We start from the raw sequence: 12,053 nt of genomic DNA on the forward strand, positions 1-12,053 counted from the left end.
ACGGCGATGCCGACGAACAGCAATTGCTCCGCGTTACTGGCGGCCCCTCACTCCAGGGTATCTGTCAACAGAACGCCCCGCGATGCGCGTGCCTGGATGATCGCGCTTATCAGCAGTTCTCCGGTCACCGGCTTGCGCAGGAATCCATCGAATCCTGCAGCGAGCACCTGTTGTTCCGCATAGGCGTCCGAGCGCGCCGTGACCGCCACCAACGGCAGCGTGTAACCCATGGCACGCAGCTGGCTGGCAATGGCGATGCCATCCAGTGCAGGCAGGTCCAGGTCCAGCAGTCCGACATCGAAGCCATCAGCGGCCATTTCCGACAATGCAGCCAGCCCATGCATCACGTGCACGACGCTGTGCCCGCGTGCACGCAGCAGTCCGGTGATGACCTCGGCCACGGTCGCATCGTCTTCCACCAGCAGGATGCGCAGTGGCGGCAATTGCGGCTGCGTCGCTTCAAGCGGCGCTCTTCCGCCCGTCGCGTGCACCCGCCACGGCAGCGGCAGGGTGACGGTGAAGGTCGCGCCCTGCCCGGGCTGGCTGTCAATATCGATACGGCCGCCCATCGCGACGGCCAGCTCCTGGCAGATCGCCAGACCCAGGCCGCTGCCACCGTAGCGCGATGCCGTGCGAGGACCATCGGCCTGCTCGAAGCGGTGGAACAGTCGCTGCTGCTGGTCCTGGTTGATGCCCGGCCCGGTATCCGAGATTTCGAAAGACACACCGAGGCCGCTGTCACTTAATTCCGTGCCGAGTCCGACATGGCCCTTTTCCGTGAACTTGATCGCATTGCCCAGCAGATTCATCAGAATCTGACGTACGCGCATCTCGTCGCCGCTGACCTGGACCGGTCCGGGCAGATTGAAACTCCGCTCGAATGCCAGGCCGCGCTGGTGGGCCATGGGTTCCATCAGGGTCTCCACCTGCACCAGCATCGACATCAGGTCGAACGGACGGATGTCCAGTTCAAGGCGACCGGCCTCGATCCTGGCCAGGTCGAGGGCATCATTGACCAGACGAAGCAGGTGTGTCCCCGCATGCTGGATCGAGGCGGCATAGCCCCGCTGCAGGTCATCCAGCGGCGTAGCCAGCAGTAGTTCGCTCATGCCAAGCACACCCGTCATGGGCGTACGCACCTCATGGCCCAGTGTCGCCAGGAAGCGGCTCTTGGCCTGGGACGCCTGCTCGGCGATCTGCTGTTTGTGCACCGTCAGCTGCCATTGCTGGCGACGGCGCAGGCGTGCGCGCGCGAACGCCGCACCGCCCAGTGCCAGCAGCAGGCCCAGCACGATGTAACCCAGCAGCGCGGCATTGCTGCGCCACCACGGTGGCTGCACATGAACGCTGATGCCGCGCGAAGGCGTCCACTCACCTTGCGCCGTTGCCGCCTGCACTTCGATGGCATAGTCGCCGGCGGGCAGACGCGACAGCAACCGTTCGCCGCCGGCACTCTGCATGACCCAGTTCTGGTCATAACCGGCCACGCGGTAGCGATATCGGTTGCCCAGCGGGCTGGCGTAGGACAGCAGGCGCGCGGTGATGATCAGGTCGCGGTCGTCGGGCCCGAGCCGAAGCGGTGCGTCGACCGGCAATGACTGCTGGCCCTCGGCATCGTCGCGGCGCACCTGGATGTTGTCGATGACCAGTTGCGAAGGCGGCAGGACCAGATCGGCCGCATCCGGGTCGAACCCGGTCAAGCCGGTCGCGGTCAGGGCCAGCACGCGCCCCCGCGCCCCCTGCACCGGCGGGCGTCCGCTGAACTCGATATCGGGCAATCCATCGCGTTCGTTGTACACCCGCAGATGCCGCTCATGCGGGAGCCAGCTCACAAGTCCCCGCGGCGTGGTCGCCCAGACCTGTCCCGCCTTGCCCAGGGCCAGACCACCGATGGATACCGGGGGCATCCCCTGCGCGGCCCCCACGCGTTCGCGCAGGGTCATGCTCAGACCATCCCACTGGTAGCGCTCCAGCGCTCCGCTGCGCGCCATCCAGACTTCCGCCTCATTGACCCAGACCATGTCGAAAATCTGGCCCTTCGAGACGCCCGGCACCGGCTCGAAACGATCATGCTGCCAACGCAGCAGGCCCATGTCGCCCATGATCCACAACTGGCCACGCGCGTCGAAATCCATCTGCTCGATGGGAGTCTCGTCGAGGCCACGGTCCTCGTCGATGCGAATGGTCTGCAGCAGGTTGCCGTCGGCATCGCGATGCTGGATACCGTAATTGATGATGGACAGCCAGATGTCGCCATTGGGGGCCTGGCGGATGATGTCGATGCGCTGGCGCACGTCCGCACCGCCACCCAGCTTCCATTCGCGCAGCGATCCGGTGCGTGGCTGGTACAGAGCAAGGCGTCCGGCGCGGCCCAGCCACAGCGCACCGTCAGCGCGTGGCAGCACCGACCAGATGGCACCGACGCCCAGCTGCTTTTCGAAGGCGATCTGGTGCAGGCGGCCGCTGGGGTCCAGTTCGTAGACGCCATGCGCTCCAACCACGAAATAGGCGTCGCCTGCTGCTGCGGCATTGAGCAGATACAGGCTGTCCATCGGCTTGCCGTCAAGCTGGTACCAGGTCGAAAAGCGCTTCCAGTCCGGCGGCAGATAGGCCAGGCCTTGTGACAGGGTGGCCACCCACAGGCCGCCTTCGTGGTCCTGCAGCAGATCGAGCACACCACTGCGTTCCGTCAGGAAACCACTTCCCGCGTCTCCCGCCAGCAGGTGCGCCTGCTGCGCATCGCCACGATACAGTCCATCGGCGGTGCCCACCCAATACCCGCCATGGCGGTCATGCAGCACGATGGCGGAACGCACATCCGCGCCCAGGGCCCACGGTGCGCGCCGCGCCGTGCCATCGGGAAGAATCTGGAACAGCCCGCCTTGCGTGCCCGCCCACACCGAACCATCGCTGTCGCGGGTCAGGCGGATCACGCTTTTGCCGGCCAGCAGTTCGGGAGCAACCCGGGTGAGCCGTTTACCGTCCCAGTGCGCCACGCCGCTACCGGTGCCGATCCACAACTGCCCGTGCGGGTCGCTCACCATCGAATAGATGGTGTCGTCGGGCAGGCTGTCCGGGTTGGCGGGATCGGCGCGGTAGCGGACCAGGTGCCCGTTCTCGTCGCGCCGGCACAGCCCGTAGGCATTGGTACCGATCCATAACGCCTTGCCGGAGTAGGCCAATGACCAGAACTGACCTTCACAGGCTGCATCAACATCGTGGAAGCGCTGGAAACGCTTGCGCGCCGGATCGAGCATGCTCAGCCCGCCACCATTGACGCCGACCCATACCCGGTCGAACGGATCCACCAGCAGGCTCTCTACTTCATTGCCCGCCAGGGAGTCAGGGTTGTCCGGCTCGTTGCGCCACACACGCAGCCCTACCCCGTCGATGCGTGCCAGGCCATCATCGGTCGCGGCCCATATGTACCCCTGACGGTCCTGCGCCAGCGCCAGCACCATGCGCGAAGGCATGCCTTCGGCGGCACCCAGGCGGCGCATGCGCGGTGTTTCTGCCGATGTCCCTGCGGCCCACAGCACGGTCGGCATGAGGCACAACACCCCTGCCAGCAACACGATGCCAGTCCGCCAACCGCGCGTGACCAACGCCATCGAATCCTCCCTGTACCCGACGATTGTCACACAGCACAGGGGGCTTCGTCCGGCTCCGGCCGCTCCAGGTCACCACGGTCGCACCACGAACTGTTGCAGCCATGGTGCTGCCAGCCATCACGGCGCTGCGCGTATGATCGGCCACGTTCATTCCGGAGGACGCCGTGCCCGTGCGCCTGACACTTGCCCTGCTGCTCGCTGCGGCCCCGATCGCCGCCCTTGCCGCACCCCAGACCTGGCGTCTGGACCCGGTGCACACGCGGGTGCTGTTCGCCGTTGAGCATGCCGGATTCTCCCAGGCACTGGGAACGGTGTCCGGGAGCGAAGGCCAGCTTCTGTTTGATCCGGATGACTGGACCGGGGCCCGCCTGACCGTCAGCGTACCGCTGCAGCGCCTGGACCTGGGCGACGCAAAATGGAACAAGGCGGTGATGGCCGGCAATCTGCTCGATACCGACCGCCATCCGGATGCGCGGTTCGTCTCCACGCGGGTGGAACCCGTCGATGCCAGCCACGCACGTGTGTTTGGTCAGTTGACCCTGCGCGGAGTCACCCAGGACGTGGAACTGGCAGTCACCGTCAATGCGGTCAAGCGCCATCCGATGCCGCCGTTCCGTCGCACCGCAGGTTTTTCCGCGACCACCACGCTCAGCCGCAAAGCTTTCGGCGTGGACGGCTGGCCGTCCATGATCGGCGACACCGTTGAACTTCGAATCGAAGCAGAGGCGGTGCGCGACCGCAATGCGGACGATATGCAGGACACACCGTCCGACAGCAACACCGGAACTCCGCCGGCCGCGAACGACTCTGACCCGCCACCTTCCCCACCGATCATGAAGCCCACGCCATGACTCTCAAGAACACGCCCCACCGGTGGGGCGGCGTCAGCCAGGGCCTGCACTGGCTCATCGCCCTGCTCATTCTGCTGCTGGGAATCGTTGGTCTGACCATGGGCGAGTTGCCCAGGACACCGAAGTATTTCTGGGTGTACACCGCGCACAAATCGCTTGGCATCACCGTGCTCGCACTGGTCGCCGCACGGCTCGCCTGGCGCGTGTATGCCGGAGCGCCCGAACCGGTGCCGGGAACGCCTACCTGGCAGGAACGAGTTGCCTCAACCACGCACTGGCTGCTGTATGTGCTGATGTTCGCCCTGCCGCTGTCGGGCTGGATCTACGACTCGGCCAGCGGACTGCGCCCGTTCCGCTGGTTCGGCCTGGTCGACGTGCCCAAACTGGTTGCGCCGGATCCGACCGCCCGTGATGTGTCACACGCCATCCACGAATGGGGATTCTGGCTGCTCATCGCGGTGGTCGTGGCCCATGCGGGTGCCGCGCTGTACCACCATCTTTTCCAACGTGATGCCACCTTGGCGCGCATGCTGCCGCAAGGCTGGATCACCTCGCCCCAGAAGGACTGACCATGAACATCAAGCTCACCTCTCCTGCGGCCGTCGCGGCCGCCCTGGCCGGTCTGATGGCCACTGCGCCAGTGTTGGCGGCGGACTATGTGCAGGCTCCCGGTGCGGGTTCGCACCTGGCCTTCGCGACAAAGTATGACGGGGAGGTGTTCACCGGCAGCTTCCCGGGCTTCACGACGACGGTCAGTTTCGACCCGGCCAACCCGGCCGCCGGAAAGCTGGACGTGACCATTCCGCTGGCCGGTGCCAAAAGTGGCAACAGCGACCGCGACTCGACGCTGCAGGGGGCGGACTTCTTCAACGTGGCCAAGTTCGCCACCGCCCGCTACACCGCGTCGGGCTTCACCAAGGACGCGTCCGGCAGATATGTGGCCAAGGGCACTCTGGAACTGCGCGGCGTGAGCAAGCCGGTCACCTTCACCTTCGACTGGAAGCCGGGTGTCACCCCGGTGCTGACCGGCAAGGCGACCGTCAAGCGCCTGGACTTCGGCGTCGGCGGCGGCGACTGGGCCGACACCAAGACCATTCCGGATGAAACCGCGATCAGCACGGTTGTGAAGCTTCAGGCCAGGTGAGTCCGACGCGGGGCAGAGCCCCGCTCTACGGAGCCCGCCACGCGGCAACGCTGGCCACATCGAACGGCCAGTCCAGCTCGCGGCCCTGGCTGTCGCGCAACACCGGCACACGGGCCCCGTAGCGGGACTCCAGGTCCGGTGCGTCGTCGATGAACACACTTTCCAGGTCCGTCACCCGAGCCTGGGCCAGGACGATCAGGGCCTGGTCGCACAGATGACAGTCGTCGCGCTGGAACAAGGTAAACACCGGCCCACCCGTTGTCGGAAATGTTGCGCCGCAGCCAGGGTGGCCGCCGCAGACAGCATAGAATAGCGCTCCATCCGATACCCGCAGTTTGGCAATCATGGCTGTCAGCACGTTCGACGTCTTCAAGATCGGCATTGGCCCGAGTTCCTCGCATACGGTCGGACCGATGAAGGCCGCCGAACGCTTTGTGCATCGATGGCTGCTGGACCCGGGCTGCCTGCAGGACGTGGTGCGGATCCGCGCCGACGTCTACGGTTCGCTGGCGCTTACCGGTCGTGGGCACGGTACCGACAAGGCTGTGCTGCTGGGCCTGGAAGGCCAGCGTCCGAACCTGATCGACCCGGACATCATTCCCGGAACGCTGGAGCGCATCCGCAGCACCAAGCGGATCCGCCTGATGGGCACCCATGAGATCGCCTTCGATGAAAAGCGCGACCTGGGCCTGAACAAGCGCCAGAAGCTGCCGTATCACACCAATGGCATGCGTTTCACGGCGTACGACGCGCAGGAGCAGGTCATTGCCACGCGCGATTACTATTCCGTCGGTGGCGGCTTCGTGGTCAATCAGGACGACGCCGCTGACGATCGCATCGTCCCTGATGAAACGCCGCTGCCGTACCCGTTCAAGAGTGGCGACGAGCTGCTCGCCCAGACCGCCCGCAGCGGCCTGAGCATTGCCCAGCTGATGTTCGAAAACGAAAAATGCTGGCGCAGCGAAGAGGACATCCGCGCGCAGCTGCGCGAGATCTGGGACGCGATGCAGGCCTGCGTTACGCGCGGCATCCGCCAGGAGGGCACCCTGCCCGGTGGCCTGCATGTGTCGCGCCGTGCGCCCGCCCTGTACCGCGAACTGTCCTCCAAGCCGGAAGCGGCGATGAAGGATCCGTTGACGACGTTGGACTGGGTGAACCTCTATGCGCTGGCAGTGAACGAGGAGAACGCTGCCGGTGGGCGCGTGGTGACCGCCCCGACCAATGGTGCGGCCGGGGTGCTGCCCGCCGTGCTGCATTACTTCGACCGCTTCTGCCCGGGCTCCAATGAGCAGCGGGTATTCGACTTCCTGCTGACGTCGGCCGCGATCGGCATCCTCTACAAGGAGAACGCTTCCATCTCCGGGGCCGAAGTCGGCTGCCAGGGGGAAGTAGGCGTCGCTTGTTCGATGGCTGCCGGCGGGCTGGTTGCCGCACTCGGTGGCAACCCGAGCCAGATCGAAAACGCTGCCGAGATCGGCATGGAACACAACCTGGGTCTGACCTGCGACCCCATCGGCGGTCTGGTCCAGATTCCGTGCATCGAGCGCAACGCGATGGGCGCGGTCAAGGCCATCAATGCATCGCGCATGGCCATGCGCGGCGACGGCAAGCACAAGGTGTCGCTGGACAAGGTCATCAAGACCATGCGCGACACGGGTCGCGACATGCAGGACAAGTACAAGGAAACCAGCCGCGGCGGACTGGCGGTCAACGTGATCGAGTGCTGAGCATGGTGCCGGGCCCGGCACGAATGCGCGCAGGCGGTTATGCTCGGGAATCTTTTCCTGGAGACCGCCATGCGCATTCTGGCCGCCGCCCTGCTCGCCTGCCTGCCCCTCACCGGCATTGCCGCCCCGACCTACGATGCCCGTCTACAGGGCTTCGACTACGGCTGGCCGGTCAAGACCTTCACCTTTGACTCACAACGCCAGTCACTGGAGATGGCCTACCTGGACGTCCCTGCCAGTGGCCGGCCGCTCGGCACGGTGGTGCTGCTGCATGGCAAGAACTTCTGCGCCGGTACCTGGAAAGAGGCGATCACCGCGCTGAGCGCGGCCGGTTACCGGGTGATCGCACCCGATCAGATCGGATTCTGCAAATCCAGCAAGCCGCTGCGGTACCAGTATTCTTTCGGTCAGCTGGCCGCCAATACCCAGGCCCTGCTGGCCCACCTGAATCTGGACGGAACCAAGGTGGACCTGGTCGGCCATTCGATGGGCGGCATGCTGGCCACGCGGTTTGCGCTGCAGTATCCGCAGCAGCTGCGTCAGCTGGCGCTGGTCAACCCGATCGGACTGGAAGACTGGAAGGCCAAGGGGGTGCCGTGGCGCAGCGTGGACGCCTGGTATGCCAACGAACTGAAGACCAGTTTCGACTCCATCAAGAAGTACCAGCTGGAGGTGTATTACGGCGGCGAATGGAAGCCGGAGTATGAGCACTGGGCCTTGATGCAGTCCGGCATGTACGCCGGGCCCGGCCAGCAGGCCGTGGCCTGGAGCCAGGCGCTGACGTCGGACATGGTGTTCAACCAGCCGGTGGTCTACGAGCTGCCGAACCTGCGCGTGCCGACCACGCTGTTCATCGGGCAGAAGGACCGCACCGCGATCGGTCGGGACCTGGCCCCGGCGGCGCTGAAGGCCACGCTCGGTGATTACCCGGCGCTGGGCAAAGCCGCCGCCGCGGCGATTCCCGGCGCGACGCTGGTGACCTTTGACGATCTGGGGCATTCGCCCCAGGTGCAGGATCCGGCGCAGTTCAATACAGCACTGCTGAAGGCGCTGGCTGCGGGGAAATGACGCCGGGAGCGGACGCGCATGGCGCGTCCCTACAACCGGGTGATGGAGAGCACGTCATCCAGCAAGGCGGCGGCGGTGACCTCGGCCCCGGCACCGGGCCCCTGGATCAACAACGGCTGGGCGTTGTAGCGGTCGCTGTGGATGGCGACCCGGTTGTCGGTCTGGGCACCGCCGGCCAGCGGATGATCCTGCGGCACGATGCGCAGTCCGACCCGCGCTCCTGCATGATCGAAGCCGCCGATGAAGCGCAGGCAGCCGCCTTCCAGCCGTGCCTGTCGCCACTGCTGTTGAATGGGTGCGTCGAGCACGCACAGCTGTTCCAGGGCATCCTCGAGCGGCAGACCGACCAGCGCGTCCGGCACCAGCGAGGTCACCTCAACCTGCTCGCTTCGCAGCGCAAAGCTGCTTGCCCGCGCCAGGATCAGCAGTTTGCGGCGTACATCCTCACCGGACAGGTCCACGCGCGGGTCCGGTTCGGTGTAGCCGGCACTGAGCGCATCGCCCACCCACGCCGAGAACGGCCGCTGCCCGTCGTAGTGATGGAACAGCCAGGCCAGTGAGCCGGACAACACGCCTTCCACCCGATGGATGTGGTCGCCGCCGGCCACCAGCGCACGCAGGCTGCTGAGCAGGGGCAGCCCCGCGCCGACCGTGGCGCTGTCGCCGTAGCGGGCACCGCCCTGCGTACCACTTTCTGCAATAGCCTCGGCACGCGACCAGTGCGTGCCCTGCCCGAGCTTGTTGGCGGTCACCACGTGCACGCCGCGCGCCAACCACTGCTCGTGCCAGTTGGCGACGTCATCGCTGGCGGTGGCATCGACCACCACGTCGCCGCGTTGCAATCCTTCCGCCTCGGCCCAGGGCTGCAGCGCAGACACGGTCCGTGCGGCGCGCTTGGCCTGCTCCAGCTCCAGCACCGGTTCGGCACTGCAGCGGAAGGTGGTGCGCGAATTGGCCAGCCAGGAGAACCGCGGCAAGGTCACGCCTCGCGACTGCAAGGCCTGATAGCGCTGCACGAATGCACTGCCCACCGTGCCGGTGCCCAGCAATGCCAGACGCCGGGGCTGTTCATGCACCAGCGGCAGCACCGCACTCATGCGTCCACCTGTTTGCGCAGCGCGGCGTGAGACTGCGCATCGATGACCGCCTGCGCGCGGGCCAGTCCGGCCTGCAGGTCAGCCACCAGGTCCTGCGCATCCTCGATGCCCACCGAAAGGCGCAGCAGACCCTCGCTGATACCCGCATGCGCGCGGGCTTCCGCCGTCATCGCGGCATGGGTCATGGTCGCCGGATGTGCCACCAGGCTCTCCACACCGCCCAGCGATTCCGCCAGGGTGAAGCAGCGCAGGCCGTCGACGAACGCACGCACGGCCGCGTGCGGGTCATCGCCCGGACACGACGCCAGCTCGAATGACAGCATGGCACCAAATCCGTTCTGCTGACGCGCGGCGATGGCATGGCCCGGGTGGTCGGCCAGCCCCGGGTAGTACACCTGCGCCACCGCGTCACTGGCGGCGAGCAGGTCGACAATGGCGGCCGTATTCTCCTGGTGCACGCGCAGGCGCGCGCCCAGCGTGCGCAGACCGCGCAGGGTCAGGAAGGCGTCGAATGGCGAGCCGGTCAAGCCCAGCGCATTGGCCCACCACACCAGTTGTTCGTGCAGTTGCGGGTCACGCGCGACCACGGCACCGCCCACCACGTCGCTGTGGCCATTGATGTACTTGGTGGTGGAATGCAGGACCACGTCGGCCCCGAAGGCGATGGGCTGCTGCAGCGCGGGTGACAGGAAGGTGTTGTCGACGACCACCTTCGCTCCGGCACGATGTGCAGCGTCAATGACGAAGCGCAGGTCGGTGATGCGCAGCAGCGGGTTGGACGGCGTTTCCACCAGCACCAGCGTCGGCGACTGGGCCAGCGCGTCGGCCAGCGAACGCGGATCGGTCAGGTCCGCGGTGACCAGGGTGAAATGACCCTTCCTGGCCAGGGCATTGAACAGGCGCCAGCTGCCGCCGTACGCGTCGTGAGGCACCACCAGGGTATCGCCCGGTTGCAGCAGCGCATTGAGCACCAGGTTGATCGCGCCCATGCCGGTGGAGGTGATCACACCGCCCGCTCCGCCTTCGAGTTCGGCCAGCGCCTCGCCCAGCAGGTCGCGCGTGGGGTTGCCGCTGCGGGTGTAGTCGTATTGGCGCTTGTTGCCGAAACCGTCGAAGCTGAAGTTCGACGACAGCACAATCGGCGGTGTCACCGCGCCGTGGGCGGTATCGCGATCGATACCGGCGCGCACAGCGGCGGTGACACGGCTACAGGTCGGCTCGGAACCGGCGGACAGGCTCATGCGTTTTCTCCCGGGGTACGAAATGCGTTGGCGAGGATCGCGTCGATGCGATCGGTTTCTTTCAGGAAAGCGTCGTGTCCGTACGGTGAGCGCAGCACGCGCAGGCTGCCGAACGGCCCCAGCCCTTCAACCAGACCGACCAGATCGGCCAAGGGCACCAGCCGGTCGCCTTCCACGGCGATCACAACGGTGGGCACGCTGATCGCAGCCGGGTCGATGCGGTGCAGGTCGATGGATTCGGAAAGGCGCAGATAGGCGTCCACCGGGGTGCGCCCGACGTACTGCGCACCGGCTGCGTCCAGATAATCTTCAGCGGCAACACGCACCCGGCCATTGACCACTTCTGGAGCGGCATCAAAGCGCTCACCGAATTCCTCCGGGGTGCGATAGCTGAGCATCGCGAACTGGCGCGCCAGGCTGAGCCCGTGGCTTTCCGCGCACTGCAGCTGTCCCAGCGCCACCGCACGACGCTGCAGCGCGCGCCAGGCGGCGGCATACGGATGCGGGCGGTGCGCGCCGCTTGCAGCCACCAGCTTCAGGACGCGTGTCCGGTGCCGGATCGCAAACTGCTGGCCCACCAGCGCACCATAGGAGTAGCCAACGAAGGCCTGAAGTCGCTCGATGCCCAGGTGGGCGAGCAGCACGGCCAACGCATCGGCCTGGTCGGATGTGTCGATCGGCACGTCGAGCGCCCCATCGGCACCCAGGAAATCGAAAGCCAGAATGCGCACCGACGCCGGATCGAGCGTGCGTCCCGCTGCAACCAGGCCCTCGGCCCAGCCCTTCTCGGCAAATCCGTCATTGGCGGCAACGTGCCGGTGCGCGGAGATGCCTCCCGCCAGCACCACCACCGGCGCGTCGGCGCGGCCGACCAGCTCGTAGCGCAGACGGACCGGACGCGCACCGGCGTGACGCAGCGTCAGGACCGTGTGGAACTCGCCGCGCACGGCACTGCGCCCGGTATCGAGGGGTGCACTGAGCGGTACGAAGGATTCGGAGGCGGCGGCAGCAATGGCGAACGTCATGGCGGTATCCCGGAAAGGAAAACGGCCATCGAGCTTTCGCGGAGCTCGCGTTCGAAGCGCACGCAGTGTGCACGGTTCGAACCATCTTTCGGTGGACGCCACGGTCCCCGCAGGATTTGGCACCTACGCAGGGTGCTTGCGCACGCTGCGGGCTGCCCCGGCTTCAAAGGGCCTGTCCCTCTGCCGGTCTCGATGGTGAGTCCACGATGCCAGCCCGGAATCCGCGTGTCAATCCCTCCATCTCGATGAAGCGATATATTTTTTTCGCATATGTGGCCGTCCAGGTCTT

General features: G+C 66.2%; 10 protein-coding genes and 1 riboswitch. Of the genes, 5 read left to right on the forward strand and 5 right to left on the reverse strand.

Annotated elements, in window-relative coordinates; all coding sequences use genetic code 11:
• Positions 1-47: 47 nt before the first annotated feature.
• Positions 48-3,548, reverse strand: a complete 3,501-nt coding sequence (locus tag EGJ34_RS00065; RefSeq protein WP_260476854.1) for an ATP-binding protein — start codon at positions 3,546-3,548, stop codon at positions 48-50.
• Positions 3,549-3,775: 227 nt separating this feature from the next.
• On the opposite strand from EGJ34_RS00065, the gene EGJ34_RS00070 reads away from it, so the two are divergent.
• Genes EGJ34_RS00070 through EGJ34_RS00080 form a run of 3 tightly spaced genes read left to right on the forward strand, consistent with a single transcriptional unit; the run spans position 3,776 to position 5,606 of the window.
• On the forward strand, positions 3,776-4,462 hold the full coding sequence (locus EGJ34_RS00070; protein ID WP_125357847.1) for a YceI family protein: 687 nt from the start codon (positions 3,776-3,778) through the stop codon (positions 4,460-4,462).
• The gene (locus tag EGJ34_RS00075) at positions 4,459-5,031 is read left to right on the forward strand and encodes a cytochrome b (RefSeq protein WP_125357849.1); all 573 of its coding nucleotides are present in this window, start codon (positions 4,459-4,461) and stop codon (positions 5,029-5,031) included. Before EGJ34_RS00070 ends, EGJ34_RS00075 begins: the two co-directional genes overlap by 4 nt.
• 2 nt (positions 5,032-5,033) lie before the next feature.
• On the forward strand, positions 5,034-5,606 hold the full coding sequence (locus EGJ34_RS00080) for a YceI family protein (protein WP_125357851.1): 573 nt from the start codon (positions 5,034-5,036) through the stop codon (positions 5,604-5,606).
• Between the two features lie 25 nt (positions 5,607-5,631).
• Here the strand turns inward: EGJ34_RS00080 and EGJ34_RS00085 are convergent, their stop codons facing one another.
• Entirely contained in the window at positions 5,632-5,853 is a 222-nt protein-coding gene (locus tag EGJ34_RS00085; RefSeq protein ID WP_260476849.1) for a glutaredoxin family protein, read from the reverse strand.
• Between the two features lie 97 nt (positions 5,854-5,950).
• Here EGJ34_RS00085 and EGJ34_RS00090 point away from each other — a divergent pair, with 97 nt between their 5' ends.
• Both EGJ34_RS00090 and EGJ34_RS00095 read left to right on the forward strand, forming a co-directional pair.
• Positions 5,951-7,333 carry an L-serine ammonia-lyase gene (locus EGJ34_RS00090; protein ID WP_125357855.1) on the forward strand — a complete coding sequence of 461 codons (1,383 nt, stop codon included), beginning with the start codon at positions 5,951-5,953 and terminating at the stop codon, positions 7,331-7,333.
• 69 nt (positions 7,334-7,402) lie between these two features.
• Positions 7,403-8,401 carry an alpha/beta hydrolase gene (locus EGJ34_RS00095; RefSeq protein WP_125357857.1) on the forward strand — a complete coding sequence of 333 codons (999 nt, stop codon included), beginning with the start codon at positions 7,403-7,405 and terminating at the stop codon, positions 8,399-8,401.
• Positions 8,402-8,430: 29 nt separating this feature from the next.
• Here the strand turns inward: EGJ34_RS00095 and EGJ34_RS00100 are convergent, their stop codons facing one another.
• The 3 genes from EGJ34_RS00100 to EGJ34_RS00110 are packed head-to-tail and all read right to left on the reverse strand — an operon-like array spanning position 8,431 to position 11,764.
• Positions 8,431-9,498 (reverse strand): homoserine dehydrogenase, encoded by a 1,068-nt coding sequence (locus tag EGJ34_RS00100; RefSeq protein WP_125357859.1) that lies wholly within the window; start codon positions 9,496-9,498, stop codon positions 8,431-8,433.
• Positions 9,495-10,739, reverse strand: coding sequence for an O-succinylhomoserine (thiol)-lyase (locus EGJ34_RS00105; protein ID WP_125357861.1), 1,245 nt, complete (start codon positions 10,737-10,739; stop codon positions 9,495-9,497). Before EGJ34_RS00105 ends, EGJ34_RS00100 begins: the two co-directional genes overlap by 4 nt.
• Positions 10,736-11,764, reverse strand: a complete 1,029-nt coding sequence (locus EGJ34_RS00110; RefSeq protein ID WP_125357863.1) for a homoserine O-succinyltransferase — start codon at positions 11,762-11,764, stop codon at positions 10,736-10,738. Before EGJ34_RS00110 ends, EGJ34_RS00105 begins: the two co-directional genes overlap by 4 nt.
• A 78-nt stretch (positions 11,765-11,842) precedes the next feature.
• Positions 11,843-11,963: riboswitch (SAM riboswitch) on the reverse strand.
• Positions 11,964-12,053 lie beyond the last annotated feature (90 nt).

This window comes from Stenotrophomonas sp. 278, from assembly GCF_003935715.1.
Lineage (GTDB): Bacteria > Pseudomonadota > Gammaproteobacteria > Xanthomonadales > Xanthomonadaceae > Stenotrophomonas > Stenotrophomonas maltophilia_AH.